This is a genomic window from Limnothrix redekei LRLZ20PSL1, from assembly GCF_043235035.1.
Taxonomy (GTDB): Bacteria; Cyanobacteriota; Cyanobacteriia; order CACIAM-69d; family CACIAM-69d; genus CACIAM-69d.
Genome location: NZ_JAZAQF010000006.1, coordinates 1 through 17859 on the forward strand (window position 1 = coordinate 1; position 17859 = coordinate 17859).

The 17859-nt window shown below is 55.7% G+C and carries 17 protein-coding genes and 1 pseudogene; 13 read left to right on the forward strand and 5 right to left on the reverse strand.

Annotation, left to right across the window (positions count from 1 at the left end; all coding sequences use genetic code 11):
- The 3 genes and pseudogenes from VPK24_RS00990 to VPK24_RS01000 form a co-directional block, all read left to right on the forward strand.
- Nucleotides 1-530 (forward strand): annotated as a pseudogene (locus VPK24_RS00990) (photosystem II D2 protein (photosystem q(a) protein)); the annotation flags it as partial.
- 7 nt (nt 531-537) lie between these two features.
- A complete protein-coding gene (psbC, locus tag VPK24_RS00995; protein ID WP_099532620.1) occupies nt 538-1899 on the forward strand; it encodes a photosystem II reaction center protein CP43 in 1362 nt (453 codons plus the stop codon).
- Between the two features lie 116 nt (nt 1900-2015).
- Entirely contained in the window at nt 2016-2696 is a 681-nt protein-coding gene (locus VPK24_RS01000; protein ID WP_393009923.1) for a YkgJ family cysteine cluster protein, read from the forward strand.
- 101 nt (nt 2697-2797) lie between these two features.
- Here VPK24_RS01000 and VPK24_RS01005 read toward each other — a convergent pair whose 3' ends face one another.
- Together VPK24_RS01005 and VPK24_RS01010 are read right to left on the reverse strand one after the other, a co-directional pair.
- Nucleotides 2798-3070 (reverse strand): hypothetical protein, encoded by a 273-nt coding sequence (locus tag VPK24_RS01005; protein WP_393009925.1) that lies wholly within the window; start codon nt 3068-3070, stop codon nt 2798-2800.
- A gap of 80 nt (nt 3071-3150) precedes the next feature.
- Entirely contained in the window at nt 3151-3714 is a 564-nt protein-coding gene (locus tag VPK24_RS01010) for a phycobiliprotein lyase (RefSeq protein ID WP_393009927.1), read from the reverse strand.
- Between the two features lie 341 nt (nt 3715-4055).
- On the opposite strand from VPK24_RS01010, the gene rpmF reads away from it, so the two are divergent.
- The 7 genes from rpmF to VPK24_RS01045 all read left to right on the forward strand — a co-directional run bounded on the left by rpmF (nt 4056) and on the right by VPK24_RS01045 (nt 9320).
- Nucleotides 4056-4232, forward strand: coding sequence for a 50S ribosomal protein L32 (rpmF, locus tag VPK24_RS01015; protein WP_099532616.1), 177 nt, complete (start codon nt 4056-4058; stop codon nt 4230-4232).
- 424 nt (nt 4233-4656) lie between these two features.
- On the forward strand, nt 4657-5265 hold the full coding sequence (locus VPK24_RS01020; protein WP_393009929.1) for a sulfite oxidase-like oxidoreductase: 609 nt from the start codon (nt 4657-4659) through the stop codon (nt 5263-5265).
- Between the two features lie 181 nt (nt 5266-5446).
- Nucleotides 5447-5839 (forward strand): DUF2237 family protein, encoded by a 393-nt coding sequence (locus VPK24_RS01025; RefSeq protein WP_393010126.1) that lies wholly within the window; start codon nt 5447-5449, stop codon nt 5837-5839.
- Nucleotides 5840-6517: 678 nt separating this feature from the next.
- A complete protein-coding gene (locus VPK24_RS01030) occupies nt 6518-6751 on the forward strand; it encodes a Calvin cycle protein CP12 (protein WP_393009931.1) in 234 nt (77 codons plus the stop codon).
- A 258-nt stretch (nt 6752-7009) separates the two neighbouring features.
- Nucleotides 7010-7747, forward strand: a complete 738-nt coding sequence (gene pyrF / locus VPK24_RS01035; protein ID WP_393009933.1) for an orotidine-5'-phosphate decarboxylase — start codon at nt 7010-7012, stop codon at nt 7745-7747.
- Between the two features lie 207 nt (nt 7748-7954).
- Nucleotides 7955-8236, forward strand: coding sequence for a small RNA NsiR4-regulated ssr1528 family protein (locus VPK24_RS01040; protein WP_099532613.1), 282 nt, complete (start codon nt 7955-7957; stop codon nt 8234-8236).
- Nucleotides 8211-9320, forward strand: coding sequence for a pentapeptide repeat-containing protein (locus tag VPK24_RS01045; protein ID WP_393009936.1), 1110 nt, complete (start codon nt 8211-8213; stop codon nt 9318-9320). Before VPK24_RS01040 ends, VPK24_RS01045 begins: the two co-directional genes overlap by 26 nt.
- Before the next feature lie 222 nt (nt 9321-9542).
- On the opposite strand, the gene VPK24_RS01050 is transcribed toward VPK24_RS01045, so the two are convergent.
- On the reverse strand, nt 9543-9764 hold the full coding sequence (locus VPK24_RS01050; RefSeq protein ID WP_099532610.1) for a hypothetical protein: 222 nt from the start codon (nt 9762-9764) through the stop codon (nt 9543-9545).
- Between the two features lie 181 nt (nt 9765-9945).
- Nucleotides 9946-10353: a hypothetical protein gene (locus VPK24_RS01055; protein WP_099532608.1), complete on the reverse strand. Its 408-nt coding sequence runs from the start codon at nt 10351-10353 to the stop codon at nt 9946-9948.
- Between the two features lie 174 nt (nt 10354-10527).
- Between VPK24_RS01055 and VPK24_RS01060 the strand changes: the two genes are divergently transcribed.
- Nucleotides 10528-11607: a DUF1565 domain-containing protein gene (locus tag VPK24_RS01060; RefSeq protein WP_393009938.1), complete on the forward strand. Its 1080-nt coding sequence runs from the start codon at nt 10528-10530 to the stop codon at nt 11605-11607.
- A gap of 98 nt (nt 11608-11705) precedes the next feature.
- Nucleotides 11706-12281, forward strand: a complete 576-nt coding sequence (locus VPK24_RS01065; RefSeq protein ID WP_393009940.1) for an Npun_F5749 family FMN-dependent PPOX-type flavoprotein — start codon at nt 11706-11708, stop codon at nt 12279-12281.
- Nucleotides 12282-12297: 16 nt separating this feature from the next.
- Here VPK24_RS01065 and VPK24_RS01070 read toward each other — a convergent pair whose 3' ends face one another.
- Nucleotides 12298-14556, reverse strand: coding sequence for a pentapeptide repeat-containing protein (locus VPK24_RS01070; protein WP_393009942.1), 2259 nt, complete (start codon nt 14554-14556; stop codon nt 12298-12300).
- A gap of 918 nt (nt 14557-15474) precedes the next feature.
- Here VPK24_RS01070 and VPK24_RS01075 point away from each other — a divergent pair.
- Entirely contained in the window at nt 15475-17580 is a 2106-nt protein-coding gene (locus VPK24_RS01075; protein ID WP_393009944.1) for a hydroxysqualene dehydroxylase, read from the forward strand.
- The last annotated feature ends 279 nt before the right edge of the window (nt 17581-17859 follow it).

The following is a 17859-nucleotide window of genomic DNA, read 5'->3' on the forward strand; positions in this document are numbered from 1 at the left end:
CGATCTTCCGGTTCCTGCTGTTCCTGCAAGGGTTCCACAACTGGACGCTGAATCCGTTCCACATGATGGGTGTCGCCGGGATTCTGGGCGGTGCTTTGCTGTGCGCCATTCACGGTGCGACGGTAGAGAACACCCTGTTCCAAGATGGCGAAAAGGCGAACACCTTTGGCGCATTTGAGCCGACCCAAGCCGAAGAAACCTACTCGATGGTGACGGCGAACCGATTCTGGTCGCAAATCTTCGGGATTGCGTTCTCGAACAAGCGTTGGCTGCACTTCTTCATGCTGTTCGTGCCCGTGATGGGATTGTGGACCAGCTCGATCGGGATTGTGGGATTGGGCTTGAACCTGCGAGCGTACGACTTCGTGTCGCAAGAGCTGCGGGCGGCTGAAGACCCCGAATTCGAAACGTTCTACACGAAGAACATCCTGTTGAACGAAGGCATCCGAGCTTGGATGGCTCCGCAAGACCAACCCCACGAAAACTTCATCTTCCCCGAAGAGGTCCTGCCCCGTGGAAACGCCCTTTAATACTGCAATGGTCGTGGGCGGCCGTGACCAAGATTCCACCGGGTTTGCCTGGTGGTCGGGTAACGCCCGTCTGATTAACCTGTCCGGAAAGCTGCTGGGTGCTCACGTGGCCCACGCTGGCTTGATTGTGTTCTGGGCCGGTGCGATGACGTTGTTTGAACTGTCGCACTTCATCCCCGAAAAGCCCATGTATGAGCAGGGCTTCATCCTGCTGCCTCACCTGGCCACGTTGGGCTTGGGTGTGGGTCCCGGCGGCGAAGTGGTGGATACCTTCCCCTACTTCGTGACGGGCGTGCTGCACTTGATTTCGTCGGCGGTGCTCGGTTTGGGTGGGATTTACCACGCCATCCGCGGCCCCGAAACCCTCGAAGAGTACTCGTCCTTCTTCGGTTACGACTGGAAGGACAAGAACCAAATGACCAACATCATCGGCTATCACCTGATCCTGCTGGGTTGCGGTGCGTTGCTGCTGGTGTTTAAGGCCATGTTCTTTGGCGGCGTTTACGACACCTGGGCTCCCGGTGGCGGTGACGTGCGCGTGATCACTAACCCGACGCTGAACCCGGCTCGGATCTTTGGCTATCTGACCAAGGCTCCCTTTGGCGGCGAAGGCTGGATTGTCTCCGTGAACAACATGGAAGACATCATCGGCGGCCACATTTGGGTGGGTCTGACCTGCATTGCCGGTGGTATCTGGCACATCCTGACCAAGCCTTTTGCTTGGGCGCGTCGTGCGTTCATCTGGTCTGGTGAAGCTTACCTGTCCTACAGCTTGGGCGCTCTGTCGTTGATGGGCTTTATTGCCTCGACGATGGTGTGGTACAACAACACCGCTTATCCGAGCGAGTTCTTTGGCCCCACCGGCCCTGAAGCATCGCAGGCTCAAGCGCTGACTTTCTTGATCCGTGACCAACGCTTGGGTGCGAACGTGGGTTCGGCTCAAGGCCCCACGGGTCTGGGTAAATATCTGATGCGTTCGCCTTCGGGTGAAATCATCTTCGGTGGTGAAACGATGCGTTTCTGGGACTTCCAAGGCCCTTGGCTGGAACCCCTGCGCGGCCCCAACGGTTTGGATCTGAACAAGATCAAGAATGACATTCAGCCCTGGCAAGCTCGCCGCGCGGCTGAGTACATGACGCACGCTCCTCTGGGTTCGTTGAACTCTGTGGGCGGTGTGGCGACCGAAATTAACTCGTTTAACTACGTGTCGCCCCGCGCTTGGTTGGCTACGTCGCACTTTGTGTTGGCGTTCTTCTTCCTGGTGGGTCACCTGTGGCACGCTGGTCGCGCTCGCGCGGCTGAAGCGGGCTTCGAGAAGGGGATCAACCGCGAGAGCGAACCCGCGCTGGCGATGCCCGACCTCGACTAATCGATCGAGCGATTGGCAATTTGATCGGGTTTGTCCTGCGGGATGACCCGATCGCCCTTAACAGAGACCCTCGCTAGTCGGGGGTCTTTGTATTTTTGCGGGCGAGGCGAAAAAATATGGCAGAGCTTGACCCCAGGGCCCCCCTAGAACGCTTGCAACGGGTGCAGCAATTAGCCCAAGAGATGGAACAGACCGCGATCGATCGGTGGTCGGTGGGGGGGTGGCCTGGTTTGTTGTGCTTGCAGCGGGAACTTTGGGCTGCGGGCGACCGGGCGATTGCAGAGCGCCTGGAGCGGGCCGATTGTCTTGTGGCCTGTGATCGGGGTTGTGATTGGTGCTGCTATCTGAACGTGCCGATCGCGGGGATCGAAGCCCAGGTGATTGCCGATTGGATCGCCGAGCTGCCGATGGCTCAGCGGCGGCTGATGCTGGAGCGGTTGGCGCAAACCTTAGGGCAGCTTGAGTTGATTAACCCGGGCGATCGGCTGGGTCACAAAATTCCCTGTGCTTTTTTGGAACCCGATGGCACTTGCGGAATCTATCCGGTGCGGCCGGCCACTTGCCGATCGCACTATTCCACCTGTGCTGCCGATTGCCAACAGGGTTGGGAAACGGGCCAATGGCCGGCGCGATCGGGGCCGATCGACGCCCAGACTTTTGACTTGGAAGCCCATAACTCAGGGCTACAGGCGGCTTGCGCTGCCCTGGCGATTCCGTTGGCCACCGGAGAGTTGCACCAAGCACTTGGGATGCTGGTGCTCGATCAGCCACAGTTCAGGAACAGCGGATCAGGGTAACCGGCCAAGTTTTCCCCATTTCGACTGAGACCCACAGCGGCCCTTTTCTCTCAAGGTTGGTTTCAGTGATTAATTTCAACAGTGAATTTCAGTGATTAATTTCAACGACGATCAGGCGATCGCACCTCTGAACCTGGCGCGTGAAACGGTTGAGCAACGGGCCCTTGGGACTGGGCATGGGAAAACGCTGCCCACTGATCTAGCCACTTGAAGGGCCAGCCCGCCCGATGATGCCAATTGGAAGCGGTGGCCAGAACCAAGCCCCCCACCCACAGCAGGGGAGTGGGCAACGTCACTGCTCGGAGCAACTGCCACAGTTCCGCCGCCAGAAAGAAACCAACCACCAAAACGAGCCACACTCGAAAATTCGCCATTGTTGTTTCGATCGCCCCTCACAGCCCCAGTCTCGTCCAGATTGCTTGCCAGCCGTTGAACCCGGCGCAACGGTTCTAGGCTAATTGATCTTCTGTTCAACACCAAACCCCGCCAGCGCAATTTGATCCAACGGCGCATCCTCTGCGGCGGGGCGATGGTAGTTCAAAATCCGCCGCAAGCGAAGGGCAGGATTCACCAGGGTGATCGAATCCACGGACACCACCCGTTGATAGTGGGTTGTCATCATCAATTCCCGAGTGGCGATGGTGAAGTGAAATTGGGCCACCATTGGTTTAGCTTCCTCGTAGGCGCGATCGCGCAGATAGCTCCCCGTGAGCACTCCATTCCCTGCGCCATCGGGCACAAACAAAAAATTCAAGCCATGGGCCACCCGTTCCCCATGCTCCAAAACCGTTTGAAAATCTAGGTGATAGCCCGGCATCTCGACTAAATCAGGGCGATCGGGAAAGGCGTTATCCGCTAAAACTTTGGCCTTTTGGTCGAGGGTAATGGGGCGAATTTGAAACTCCGTGTGCGATCGCTCCACAGCTTGATGGCTGAGGTAGTGATAGGTGCGCTCCGTTGTCCAGTCGCCCACGCAATGCTCGAAAAATGTTTGAAAAGCCGGTAGAAAATCAATCATGGCAACGGTTGGAGATCAATTTTGGAGATCAATTTTGGAGATCAAGAAGATCAAGGAGATCAATTGGAGATCAATGCTCTAAAAATGCGCTTCGGTTAAGTGGCGGTGGGCTGATGCCCGAACGCCCGAATGCCCCCATTTTAGGGAAGTGCAGGGAAGCGCTGGGACGAGAACCGACGGAATGGGCCGTGCAATCCGTCTCAACTTCCCTGAAAAATCCAGTCGCGATCGGTCAAGATTGGGCGAATTGAGAACCACTGGATAAACAGTGCTAGCGATCGCGCTCTGACTGATCTAAGATTGCAAGGTTGTCTGTTTGTCGCGACACGACACCTGATCGTATGGCAGTCCCTAAGAAGAAAACCTCCAACGGCAAGCGCGATCAACGCCGTGCCACTTGGAAGCGCAAAGCCAATTTGCGTGCTCAGCAAGCCCTGTCCCTGGGCAAGTCGATCCTGACCGGTCGATCGAATTTTGTCTTCCCCACCAAAGAAACCGAAGACGAAACCGAAGAATAAGTCATCTTGCGGCGGTTGATGTCGCTCTCTGCAAGTGCGCCACCACCGCCCTCGATCGCCCCGCCTATTTTGTCTAGCCCAGTGACCCGAGTTTGGGTCAACACGGGTACTAAACAAATCATTCGTCAAGTAATTGATTCATTATTTATATAGATTTATATAGTTATCGAAATTATTTTATCGAAATTATTGACTGATCGGCTTGTGATCCTGAATTGCTAGATTTTTATCTGTTCAGGGCTGTTCAGGGTTAACCCAGGCGATATCGAGCCAGATCGAAATTGGAAGTTCTGAGAGAGCGCTTTAAAATCAAAACAAGAACGCTACCACAAGACTACTAAGGCAAAAAATTAAAGCCAGACAATCAGAGCCAGCAAACTAAAGCAAGTGTTTTCCCAATAGGTGTCTACCCGGTGCTGCGACTATGCTAGGCAAGTTTTTCCAAAAACCAGAACCCAATCAGGGCGATCGCGTGCCACCGGGCCAATACTTAGCGACGGGGTTTCCGGTGCTGACCTATGGTGATACACCGGAAATTCGCCTAGAGGATTGGGAACTGGAGGTTTGGGGTTGTGCCCAGCCGGTCAAACTTCGTTGGGATGACCTGATGGCCATGCCCCAGTCGGACTTCACGGCAGATTTTCACTGCGTTACCCGCTGGTCCAAGCTGGATGTGCAGTGGCGCGGCGTGAAGGTGACGGACTTTATGCGGGCGATCGATCTGGATCCGAAGGCTGTGCATGTGATGCAGCACTGCTATGGGGACTACACCACTAATTTGGCGATCGAGGATTTCCTGCGCGAGGAAAACTTCTTTGCGCACACGTTGTTTGGCGAACCTTTGCCTCCGGATCATGGCGGACCGCTGCGGTTGGTGGTTCCCCATTTGTATGCTTGGAAAAGCGGCAAGTGGCTGAAGGGCTTGGAATTTTTAGATCATGAGGCCCTGGGATTTTGGGAACGCAACGGTTACCACAAGCGCGGTGAACCCTGGGCGGAGGAACGGTACGCCGGGCGCGGGCTGTTTCTTTAACCTGAATACCGATATGGGTATGGGCGCAGATCCTGCAATTACTCCTGAAATGAATACCGAAAATACCGGACGCAAACCCGAGCAGGAACCGAAACCAGGGGCAGAGCCAAACCAGCAACCCTTCAGCGCTAGCGATCAAACGGATCCATCACAAGGCACTAATAAGGGACCTAAAAACGTTTTGGGCGGGCCGCTGGCGCTTTGTAGCCAAAATCCGATCACGGGGTTCTATCGCACGGGCTGTTGCGAAACGGGGCCGCTCGATCGGGGATCCCATACGGTTTGTGCCCAGGTGACGGCGGCATTTTTGGAATTCACCCGATCGCGTGGCAATGATCTGAGCACTCCGCTACCTTGGGCTGATTTTCCGGGACTGAAACCAGGCGATCGGTGGTGTTTATGCGCCAGTCGGTGGCTAGAGTCCGTGGCCGCCGGGGCCGCTCCGCCTGTGGATTTGCAAGCAACCCATGAGGCGGCCCTGCGAATTGTGCCCCTAGAGGCCTTAAAGCGCCACGCCTTGCCCCGATCGCCCGAGGCCAGCTCAGACGGGACTCAGCCAAATCAGGCCAGTTAACCAAATCAGGCCAGTTAAATATAAACAAATCAATAAACAAATCAGGCCAGTTAAATATAAATAACTTAGACAAATTGGGCAGATTAGACCAATTAGGTGTGATCCCCGTAATCTATAGCATTTCGGTTGATTGCGACTCATTGCAAAAGACCAAGGGTGAGCAATCACTCCCAAGGGCTGCAAGGCAAGGCTAGCCGTCGTTTTCAGGGTTGTGCAGTACGGTTTTCCCACAATTCTTCGCTAGATTGTCAGGGCAGGTCAGGGTACAGTAGAGGAAGGTCAGCAACCTGCTTGGCAAACACCCTAGAGACACACCAACGCAGCACAAAACACTGCACGAGGCGATCGTCCTAGCTTGGCTCAAGTGGCAATGGAATTGGGAGTGAGCCTTGGGACTGAGAACCTTACCCGGTTCCAGACTCGTCCTCTACACCCTTGAGGCTTGTCCACCGAATCTGCGCTGCGTTTGCTGTGCAGGCTTAACGCTCGGTTGTGCTGGCTGATGGGCCCCTGTTGCAACAAACCTAACCCTTGGCATTTCGCCAAGACTCGATCGAGTCGTTCCAACGACGACACCAGAGCCGATCGAAACTTTCTGGCAAACTCGCGGCGCGATCGCGAATATTTTTGCCAAACTATTCGGACGGACTCGGCTTTTATTGGGAGGGCCATCGTCAAGTGTCTGACAACACCAACATCCACGAACAAATCGAAGAAGAACGGCAGGCTGCACGCGAAGCGTGCAGTGTGAATGGAGTTCATTCGCCTGAATGTGCGGCTGCTTGGGATGCACTGGAAGAACTGCAAGCCGAAGCATCGCATCAAAAAGAAGGGCATCCTGAAAAGAATTCCTTTGAAAGGTATTGCGATGACAACCCAGATGCGGCTGAGTGCCGTCTCTACGACGACTAAGCCATAGCGCTTCTCGGTCATCTAGCAAAATTTTGACAGCCGAACCCCCATTCAAAATCCCAAGACTGATCACCTGAAGATTCATGATTTGGGGCGCTCGACCCTTAGCGAATCACTCATATGAGTGCTGATTTCTGACTCAGCTCGCGGGCTGACGCTCAGGCTTCGGCTTTTTCGCTCTCGTTTGAAATCTGGCCTCAGAGCCGCAGCAACAGGATACGCAGTCAAAGCGTTATCCTGTTTTTGCTTTTTGGGCCCATGGGGCCGATCGAGGACAAAACCGTGAGTGGCGATCGAGTAATTGTGGCGCTAGATGTGTCTACCTATGAGGCGGCGATCGCTTGGGTCGATCGCTTGCCGGAGGTGTCGTTCTGGAAAGTGGGTTTGGAGCTGTTCATCAGCGCGGGTCCTGCGATCGTGCAGGAACTGAAGCAACGACAAAAGCGGATTTTCCTGGATCTGAAGCTCCATGACATTCCTAACACCATGGCTGGGGCGGCCCGGGCCGTGGGGCGCTATGGCGTGGATTTGTTGACGGTGCATGGGTCTGCGGGGCTGACGGCCTTGGAAGCAGCCCAATCGGCGGCGATCGCAGGGGCCACCGAAGCGGGCGTTACGCCGCCCCAACTGATTGCCGTGACCCTGCTCACCAGCATTGGCCCCGATCGCTTGGCGGCCGATTTGCAGGTGTCTGCAAGCGTGGCTGACTACACCGCCCATTTGGCGCAGTTGGCGAAAATGGCTGGCTTGGCGGGGGCCGTTTGCTCTCCCCAGGAAGCAACGACCTTGCGATCGCACTGTGGCGCGGATTTTCTGTTGGTTTGTCCTGGGGTGCGGCCGGCTTGGGCTGCATCCGGTGATCAACAACGCACCCTCACGCCTGCTGAGGCTTTCGCGGCCGGAGCCAGTTATCTGGTGGTGGGCCGACCGGTGACGGCGGCAGCGGATCCGGTGGCAGCTTGGGAGCGGTTGGTGGCCGAGGTCGCCAGCAGCTAGACCCGATGCAATTTCGCCCAAGAAGGGTGAGCGGTTCGATCGCGGTTGATGTCATCCTATTGCTATTGCGTTTTTTGCGATGGCATTTTGCGATGGTATTTTGCGATTGCCCTTTGCAATTTCACTTTGCGATGGCGGTGGCGATCGCATTCATTGGCCACTGCATTTTCATTCCCCAGGATTCAATCAAAAGGATTTAGTCAAACCATGGCGCAAACGACTGGAGCAGACGCGATCGATGTGGCGATCGAGCAGGGGATTGACTTTGACGGAACGCCGATCCCGGCCGCGCGTCTGGAACTCTATCGCAAGGTGATGGCCATTGAAGCCCAGCGCCAACGCAGCGGCGTGACCAACACCATGCGATCGCGAATTGTGCGGATTGGGGCTAAGCACTTTGCCCAAGCGGAATTAAATCAAATGTTGCTGGATGCTGACCTGACCCCGCTCAAGGAGAAGGAAATTGCGTTTTACTACGGCGGCAAATAGCCTCGGGCGATCGGGCCTGATTTTTGGGGCGATCGGGCTGGGTTTGGGCTTGGGGGCCCAGCCCTTGGCGGCGGCCCCCAGCAACCAGCTCACCCCCCTGCAACGGTTGCAAACCACCCGTGCCTGCGTTGAGTGCGACCTGTCTGGGGTTGATCTGAGCGGCTTGGACTTGCGGGGCGTTGACTTACAGCGGGCCACACTGACGGCAGCGGTTTTGAACGGGGCTAACCTGCGCGGGGCCCGGCTCGATGGCATTGCCGGTCAAGAAGCCCAGTTTCGGGATGCGGATTTGAGCGGGGCCACCCTGACCGATGCGCGGATGCGTGGGGCCAAGTTCCAGCGGGCTAACCTTACGGAAGCGGTGTTGGACAAGACCCGCCTGCGAGAAGCGAATTTTCGAGGGGCCACCCTGACCCGCGCCAGTTTGGTGCAGAGCCTGTTGGTTGCCAGTCGCCTGAAGGAAGCGAACTTGCAGGGGGCCGATCTGCGGTTTGCCCAGTTGGATGGGGCGGATTTGTCCGATGCTCAGTTGCGATCGAGCAAGTTGGTGCGATCGAGCCTGACGGGAGCCACCCTGCTGGGGGCAAACCTGGTGATGGCTAATTTTGAAGGGGCCAATCTCTCCCAAGCCAAGCTGGGCGGCGCGGACGGGTTTCAAGCCAACTTCGCCAATGCGCTGTTGTTGGGGGCGGGCCTGCGGCAAACCAACTTGGAAGAAGCCAACCTCAGCAGCGTGAAGGCGGCGGGGGCGCGGTTTTTGGAAACGAACCTCCGCAGCGCGATCGCCACGGGAGCCGACTTCACCCAAGCCGACCTCAGCAAGGCAAATCTTCAGCGGGCGGGTCTCAGCTTGGCTGTGTTTCGGCAAGCTCGCCTGATTGGCACAAATCTGCAACAGGCCAAGATGGGCGGGGCCGTGATGCAAGGGGCTGTGCTCACCGATGCTCGGCTCGATCGCGCCTACCTGGTTCAGGCAGACTTGCGAAGCATCGTGACCCGCAACACCAATTTCACCGGAGCCGCCTTAGACGGGGCCGTGACCCGTGGGGCTGACCTGTCTGGGGCGATCGGCTGGGTGCAATAGGCCGTTGATCAACTTGATCAACCCGCTAGCCGATTGATCGACCCGTTCGATCAATCGGGTCAATTTCCGTGGGCGATCGCCCGATCAGCGCGATCGCCTCGATCGGTCAATGGTTGGCTTAAGGGGCAAATGTCTGGATCATCCAATGGCGTGATCACAGATGATTTTGATTCAATGGCGGGATCACAGATGATTTTGATTGGTTTGACCCCAATTATTCATTTATTCATTGGGTTTTTGGTCGCGGGGAAAGCCACCAATCAGGCCGCTTTCAATCATCAACCCCACACCGGCATTAATCACCGCTAGGGCGATCGTGCCCCACCAAAACCAAGAATCACCGTTAATGCGGCGCGTTACCGCTTCCCCAAATAAACAAAGACCCAAGGGAAACAGCAAGACACCCGCTTGGGCTTTGATGTACCAAGTCCACTTTTTACTCATCGGTTTGTTTTGCGCTTCTGTGCTTTTTGTTTGTACTTTTTTGATGGAGCTTGCGCTCTTTGATTCGGTGCGCGGGAATCTGATTAGAGCAAATCTTGATCGATGGGGGGATTGAAATCAAGACCCGCAGAATTTTGGCCGCAATCGAGCGATCGAATCGATCGGGCGGCCTAAATTCAAGCTATTGATTCTTCATCTTGATCTGTTCTGCCGACAGACCATAATTCGATTCAATGTCGATCGCGGCGGAACCTCCCTTTACCATCAGGCTAAACATCGATCCCATTTGCAGCCAAATGAAAATCGCCGTGGGAACCACCACCAACAGGCTCACCCCATAGGCCAACAGGGTGAAAAATCCCAAAACCTTCAAGCTTTCGCCCATGCACAAAAAGGTGAACACCGCCAAACCCAAGTAGGCGATGCGCATTTGGGGCTTTTTATATTCCACGGTGGGCTGGGTGCGGCGGTTTTCATACCAGCGGTTCACCTGAAATTCCAGCATGTTCTTAAAAATTTGCCCGAAAGCTAGGGCAAAGAACAGGGTAACCAGAACGAATTGCGTGCTGTGGGGATTGCTGTAAATCATGGTTTGCAGGGCAGGGTTTGAAGGGCCGTTAAATCGAGCGATCGAGGCGAGATTTTGTAACGGAATTGCAACAAAGTTGGTGTTGCCATCCTACCGCATCCACTGGGCTGACCGGCTTGATCGCCCCGCAATTCAGCTTAAAATGCAGCCTAGTTTTGATCAGAGCGTGATCTCATGGGTCTGCCATTGCGCCATTTTTCCCGTTGCTGGTCGGGTCGGGCTGTTCGGGCGATCGGGTTGGGGCTGTTGGTCGGGGCGATCGGGACAGTAGGCGGGCCGTTTCAGCCGCCTGCCCGTTCCAGCGTGGTGTTAACGGTGGATCCCCAAGGTAATGATGCGGCCGCGCGATCGGGCCGCGGCAGCTTCCGCACCATCACCAGCGCCCTTGACCATGCCAGCCAATACAGCAATGGGGTCACCATTCGTCTGGCTCCGGGCCGCTACAGTGCGGAATTAGGCGAGCAGTTTCCCCTGCGTGTGCCCGATGGGGTGACCCTCAGCGGCGATCTGAACGGCCAGGGCCAAGCGGTGGTCATTCAAGGGGCCGGCGGCTTCAGCAGTCGCAGTTTTTCTCAACAGGCCGTGGCGATCGCCCTGACGGGGAGCGGGTCGGTGTTGGGGGTCACGGTCAGTAATCCTGTGCCGCGTGGTACGGGCATTTGGGTGGAAAGCGACGGAGCCACGCCCGTGATTGCCAACAACCGCCTTTTGAACAACCATCGCGACGGCATTTTCGTGACGGGGCGGGCTCAACCGCAAATTTTGCGAAATTGGTTCCAAAACAACGGCGGCAATGGCCTGTCCATCACCCGTGATGCGGGGGGGATTGTGCGCGAAAACCGGTTTCAGGCAACGGGGTTTGGCCTGGCGATCGGGGGCAATGCCAGCCCGGTGATTCAAGACAACCAAATTACCCAAAACCGAGATGGGGTGGTGATTTCTAATCAGGCTCAACCGCTGCTGCGCCGTAACCAAATTGAAGGCAACAGTAACGATGGGTTGGTGATGATCGATCGCGCGCAGCCGGATTTGGGCACGGCCTTCAGCCCCGGCGAGAATCGCATTCTGAATAATGGTCGCTATGCGATCTACAACGCCACTAAGGGAACGACGGTTTCGGCGGTGGGCAATGAGTTAGATCGATCGCGGGTGATGGGATCGGTGCTGCTGTCTTGGGGTGGCCTAGGGGGATCGCAATCGATCGCCCCAGGATTCCGCCCGATCGCCCCTATCCTCTCGTCGCAATGGCCATGATCCCAGCTTCAGATTCCCAGATCTCAGATTCCCAAATCTCAGATCCCGAAATCTCAAACTCCCCAATCTCAAACTCCCCAACGCCCCCATCCTCTGATTTGGCCCCTTGGCGATTGCCCTTGTCGCGAGCCTTGCACCGCAACCGATCGCTGATCTATGCCCGCTATTTGCAATTGGCCACGGTGCGCCCCGATGGCAGTCCCGCGAACCGAACGGTGGTCTTTCGGGGATTTCGCGATCGTACGGATTGGCTCACGGTGATCACGGACAGCCGCAGCGAAAAGATGCTGCAATTGACTGCAAATCCCCGCGCGGAAGCCTGTTGGTACTTTCCCAAAACGCGCGAGCAATTTCGGATTGCCGGAACCTTGCGGGCGGTGGTGGCCACCACGCCCGATCCCACGGAACAGGCCGAGCGATCGCGCCTGTGGCAAAACCTCTCGGATGCGGCCCGATTGCAATTTGCTTGGCCCAATCCTCGGGGCGATCGCACGGTTGACCCGGCCGCCTTTGCACCGCCGCCGCCGGATTCGATCGCGCCGCTGGAGACCTTTGTGCTGTTGTGGCTCATCCCTGAGCGGGTGGATTGGCTGGAGCTGAAGGGGGAGCCACAAAATCGCACCGAGTTCGATCGCACCCCTGACGGTTGGCAAACCCACGCCCTCAACCCCTAGGGCGATGGTTGCCAATCTATTGGGGACATTGGGGGTGAATGGCCCCTTGGGTGCAGAGATAGGCTAACTGACGGGGATCCAGATTTTTGGCTTGGCTGAAGTCTGCACCCTTCACCAGGGCTGAGGGTTTTTCGCTGTCAGTGCGCCCCACAAACCCGCCGGCCGGGGCTGTGTTGGTTGGGGCAAAGATCGCGCCTTTCAGGTTTGCTCCCTCAAACAGGGCCCCGCGTAAATCGGCTTGGGAAAAATCGGTGCCTTGTAATTGGGCACTTTGCAGTTGTGCCCCCTGCAGGTTGGCTCCGGTTAGGCGGGTGGCGCTCAGGTCGGCATTCCGCAAGTTAGCCCGGTTTAAATCAGCGGTGGACAGATCACCCCCGCGCCAACTGGCTTCGGTGAGATCGGCTTGGGCCAAGCTGGCTCCCACGGCCCGGGCTTGACCCAGTTTGGCTCCATGCAGGCTGGCTTGGTTCAGCTTGGCATCCCCGAGATCGGCCCCCGTGAGGCTGGCTCCATCGAGGTTGGCTGCTTCCAGGTTGGCCCCCAGCAGTTTGGCTTGGCTGAGGTTGGCTCCAATCAGGCGCGCGCTGGTGAGATTGGTTCCATTCAGGGCGGCCCCAACCAGGCTGGTGCGCTCCAGTTGACCAGTAATTAAGGATGCGCCGGTTAGGTCGGCTCCGCGTAGATCGGCTCCGGAGAGGTCGGTGAGGGCATCGTCAAAGGTGTTCCAGCGGCCGTCAGGCCCGGCTGATCGAAAAACGGAGCCGCGTAGGTTGGCCCCGGTGAGCACGGCACTGCGGAGTTTTAGCCCCGAAAGATCAGCCCGATCGAGCACCAGGGAAAATTGAGCATTGGGCGAATTGGACTGGCCCAAATCCACGCGGCTAAGGTCGATCGCCCCGTCAGCGCCCGATCGCAACCGCAGCAATTTGGCGATCGCCCGTTGGGTGGCTCGCAACCGCAGGGCGGCCCGGGTGGCCTCTCCGGTGTTGGGCCCCGCCGCCAAACTATCCGCATCGGTCTTGAGGGTTTGGTTTAACCGTTGCAAGTAGGGCAAGGCGGCAGGCCCGGCGCTGGTGATCGACTGTTGCAGGGCTTCGATGAGTTGTGGGGATTCCTCTTGACCCAACAAATTCAGCAGCAGCACAATTTCCGGGTTTGGATCCTGCACGGCCCCCAGGGCCAGCACGGAGCCCCGCCGCTGGTCAGGGGCATTTTGGCTATATTTAGCCACCAAATCCAGCAGCAGTTCCTGCTTCTGGGCTTGGGCCGCCCGTCGATCGGCCTGATCTTGAGCATAGATTTGAGTAGCGGCAAAGGTTCCCACCACCAGCACCAAGCCGAGCGATCCCACCACCACAATCGCCGTGCCGGGGTTTTGGCGCACCCAAGCCCACAGCCCCCGGGCCCCGATCGGGGAAAGAATCAAATTCGTGGTTTCCGGGCCGTTGGGATGATTCAGCGTCAGCCGCGCTGCCGATCGCTCCGTGAGCGAACCACTGCCCGATCGACCATTGACCAGGATTGATCGGCCCATGGTGGCCGGTTCGATCGGCCCCGGCTCCATGGCCGCCATCCCCGGCTCTACCCAGCCTTCCGGGTCTCGCAAATCCACAACCCTCGTCTTGGCCAGGCGATCGCGCCAGGGCCGCCGCTGAGGATCCAACAGCGCCGCTCCTGACTCCACCGCCAGCCCCACCACCGCCAAACCCAGCAAAATCGATAAATCTGGATAGGCTCCACTGGCCCGCCACACGCCATAGGCTGTTCCCAGCGGCAGCCCCCAACGGCCCACCCCCTCCCGCAACAACACCCGCCCCAAACCGGGATTGCGCCCTTGTTCATCCGTCAATTGCAGACCAAACCAGGCCTTAGGCGAGGTTTTGCCCGTGGTGGCCAGCAAGAAAAGTTGTAAGCCGCCCAGCGCCACCGGCAACACCAACGCCCCAGACCAAAAGAGATTCGTCATTGGAGCCACGGCCGTGGGGCGCAAGTGTGGCGGGATGGCAAAGGTTTTAGCGGCCGCGTCCTCAACACTGGCCAGCACCGGATTCAGCGGAACGGACGGCCCCTCCAAGGCCGTGCGCGCCGCCTGTCCGATCGCAAAGGGCAAGCCCCCGCTAGCCGCAATCAGCGCCACTTCCACCGCCCAAGCCCCCATTCGCCGCCACAGGAGCGATCGCCGATTGGGGCGATCGGGCCCTTCCGGGGCGAAGGTGGAGCCAAAGTCGGGATTAAAGTCGGGATTGTCGTTCGGAGCAGTCGGCGGGCTAACCATGCGGCGATTCCTGATGACGGCCAAGGTCATGGGGAGGACAAAACCAGACTACTCGAACCGCAGGCGAGACACAGCCCTTCCTGCGGCCGCATCAGGCTTTGGGCGTTGCCAGCCTGGAACGCAGCTTTGGGCGCAACCCATGACCGAAATTGGGCCTACCCATCATGCCATAACCCTATTGGTACTCAAGTGACTCGATGGCTGAAACGCTGGCCCTTAGGTCAATGAAAATTTCAGTGCGCAAGACCCAGGATCAAGTCCCCAAACTGCTGTTGATGAAGGCTTTTGAGCTTAAAATTGCCGATCGAGAGCGGGGGGATCGATGAAATGAGTGCGGGTGAAATGTGACTGCTCACCCTACTTTCTGCTCGGGTCTTGCTGCCCAATGATGATCTTGGGAGCCGATCGCTCAATTTCACCGATTTTTACTTCTTTACGAGTTCAGGGGCCTTTTTTCACTGTTGTTCGATCGAGCAGAGCGATCGAACAACCTATCAATGATCCAACGTCAATTCATATTTTTTGTAGTTGCCGATACAAAAAGATCCGTAAATTTACAGAAATTGCCCATTCAATAATTCAAGGTAAAAATCAAGTTAAATTCAATCACCTTTTAAATTCACATTTAATGAAAAAGTATTTGAATGACTGTTTGAGAGTGCTCCAGCCTGAAGCGAACTGTCTTGAATCATCGACCGTTTTTTCATTAATTCCCCCTTATCCTCTCTTGCGATCTCCAGAAAGAGAAAGCACTATAGATTTAATGGACTGAAGTCCACAGATGGGAAATATTCGGGATCACAGCCCAAGTGAAGTTTGGCATGATTATGTATCGGATTGGGAACAATCCTGAACAGGGGAATCCAAATCAAACTAAGCAAACTTGTTGGCTCTTAGGCATCTTAAGGAAGCTTTAGCATGGTGAAAGTTGTCATCCTCGGTGGTGGTATTGCTGGAATGAGCGCCGCCCACGAGTTAATTGAGCGGGGCTTTGCCGTTGAAGTGTATGAACTCAAAAGCATTGCCGGCGGCAAGGCCCGCAGCATCAAAGTGCCAGATAGCGCCGCCCCAGGCAAACAGCCTTTGCCGGGTGAGCATGGGTTTCGCTTCTTTCCCAGCTTTTATCGGCATGTGACCGACACCATGAAGCGCATTCCTTACCAGCCTCCTCAGGGTGGAAAATTGCGTAGGGTTTTTGACAATTTGGTGGACACAACTCGGCTAGCATTGGCCCAATATGAGGATCACAAAAACCTCATTATCCTGCCCGATCGCTTTCCCCAAAGCCTAGGAGACCTAATCCTCATTTTTCAGGCTTTGCTGCAAGGAGCAACCGCTGACCTCTTACCGGGTGAATTGGAGTTCTTTGCGGAGCGAGTTTTCCAGCTTCTAACCTCCTGCCCAGAACGCCGCCTGGGAGAATACGAAAAAATTGGTTGGTGGGATTATTTGGATGCCCAAAACAAGTCGATCGCCTATCAAAATTTACTGGCCCGCGGCCTGACCACTTCGCTGGTGGCCTCCCGGGCTGAATTGGCCAGCACCAAGACCATGGGCGATATCTTCTTGCAGCTTTTGTTGGGCATTGTAGATCCCAGCAACAGCAGCGCCGATCGCGTCTTAAATGGCCCGACCAATGATGTTTGGATTGATCCCTGGCTAAAATACCTCAAGGCCCGGGGTGTGGACTATCATTTTTCCAGCCGCCTGCGTTCCATCCAAACGGAACGGGATGCCCAAGGCAACACCAAAATTTCAGGGGCGATCGTCACTGACCTAGAAACCAAGGTCGATCGCTTTGTCACGGGTGATGTTTACATTGCTGCCTTGCCCGCAGAAATTATCGCTGGACTGATCTCCGATGACCTGATCCAAGGCGACCCTACCTTCGCCAACCTCAAGCGCCTGGGAACCAGCACCGCCTGGATGAACGGCATTCAGTACTATCTCAACCGAGATGTGCCCGTCACCCATGGTCACGTGCTGTATGTGGATTCCCCTTGGGCCTTAACGTCCATTTCCCAAACCAAGTTTTGGCCAGAGTTTCCCGTTGAACAATTTGGCGATGGGCAAGTCCGAGGCATCATCTCCGCCATCCCCTCCAACTGGGGTTACTTCATCAATCCAAACACCGATGAAGTGGGCGCAATTAACGGTACGTTGGGGCTGAAAATTCCCAAACCAGCCCAAATTTGCAATCCCGAGGAGATTAAGGAAGAAGTGTGGGAGCAAATGAAGCGCTCCTTGAAGGAAAAGGGGAAACCACTCCTGAAAGATGAGGATCTTCATAGCTGGTTTTTGGATCCCGATATCGTTCACAACTGCTGTGACTTAGCAACCGATCCTGACAAACTCGATGAAGTCCTGAATGGTGCATTACCTGACTTCTTCAAGGATCTATTTTTGTGGATTCATCACCAGAACCGCGAGGTTAACTTGGAGGAGATTGCTGAATATCTCAATGTGGATCAAAGCCAAGCCCGGTTGGCGGTGAATGCGCTAGTGGCAAAGGGATTTGTGGGGCCGATTCCGCTGCCGGTGCCTAACGAAAAACTGCACCTGGAGTCCTCACAGCTATCCCAGCGCTTTCATGAACGATTGGGACGAGAAAGGCTGCTCTACAAGAGCCGCATTGGCGACCCTAACGCCAACGTCAACGGCGAACCCTTGTTGGTTAACTTGGTGAATACCTGGGTGCTGCGTCCGGAAGCCCATACCAAGATTCCCAACTTTTTCTTGGCCTCAGACTATGTGCGCACCAACACGGACTTGGCAACCATGGAAGGGGCTAATGAAGCAGCTCGCCGGGCAGTAAACGCCATCATTGATGCTTATCAAGTCAAGGCTCCCTATTGCAAAATTTGGGAATTAAAGGAACCAATTGTGTTTGCAGTTCGCCGCTGGTCAGACTACTTACGCTATAAACAGGGACTGCCTTGGAATGGAAAAGTTTCGCCCTGGTATTTGCGGCTATTCTTTCCCTTCATTGCTCTATGGCAGTTAATAAACCGTTGGTTTAGCTAGCGCTGGTCTGCGATAGAGGAGTCGTCGATCACGATTTGATGTTAATATCACCTACTGATGTCTAATCGTGATCGATGTCATAATATCTAGTTTGAACATTGATTACCAATCTAAATTCGATCCAAGCTCGATACAATCAATCGCTTCAGTTGGCAGGTTGTTATTCGATAAATCCATAAACCCAGATTGATTGATTTGAAAAACAAAAATAAAAGATTAATAAAAATATGACAATTTAGCAAAATCAAACAATAATTTCAAATTCATGTGAATCTAAGT

Coding starts and splice junctions, on each gene's coding strand:
- psbC (WP_099532620.1), top strand. CDS start 538: ATGGTCGTGGGCGGCCGTGACCAAGATTCCACCGGGTTTGCCTGGTGG.
- VPK24_RS01000 (WP_393009923.1), top strand. CDS start 2,016: ATGGCAGAGCTTGACCCCAGGGCCCCCCTAGAACGCTTGCAACGGGTG.
- VPK24_RS01005 (WP_393009925.1), bottom strand. CDS start 3,070: ATGGCGAATTTTCGAGTGTGGCTCGTTTTGGTGGTTGGTTTCTTTCTG.
- VPK24_RS01010 (WP_393009927.1), bottom strand. CDS start 3,714: ATGATTGATTTTCTACCGGCTTTTCAAACATTTTTCGAGCATTGCGTG.
- rpmF (WP_099532616.1), top strand. CDS start 4,056: ATGGCAGTCCCTAAGAAGAAAACCTCCAACGGCAAGCGCGATCAACGC.
- VPK24_RS01020 (WP_393009929.1), top strand. CDS start 4,657: ATGCTAGGCAAGTTTTTCCAAAAACCAGAACCCAATCAGGGCGATCGC.
- pyrF (WP_393009933.1), top strand. CDS start 7,010: ATGGGGCCGATCGAGGACAAAACCGTGAGTGGCGATCGAGTAATTGTG.
- VPK24_RS01040 (WP_099532613.1), top strand. CDS start 7,955: ATGGCGCAAACGACTGGAGCAGACGCGATCGATGTGGCGATCGAGCAG.
- VPK24_RS01050 (WP_099532610.1), bottom strand. CDS start 9,764: ATGAGTAAAAAGTGGACTTGGTACATCAAAGCCCAAGCGGGTGTCTTG.
- VPK24_RS01055 (WP_099532608.1), bottom strand. CDS start 10,353: ATGATTTACAGCAATCCCCACAGCACGCAATTCGTTCTGGTTACCCTG.
- VPK24_RS01060 (WP_393009938.1), top strand. CDS start 10,528: ATGGGTCTGCCATTGCGCCATTTTTCCCGTTGCTGGTCGGGTCGGGCT.
- VPK24_RS01070 (WP_393009942.1), bottom strand. CDS start 14,556: ATGGTTAGCCCGCCGACTGCTCCGAACGACAATCCCGACTTTAATCCC.
- VPK24_RS01075 (WP_393009944.1), top strand. CDS start 15,475: ATGGTGAAAGTTGTCATCCTCGGTGGTGGTATTGCTGGAATGAGCGCC.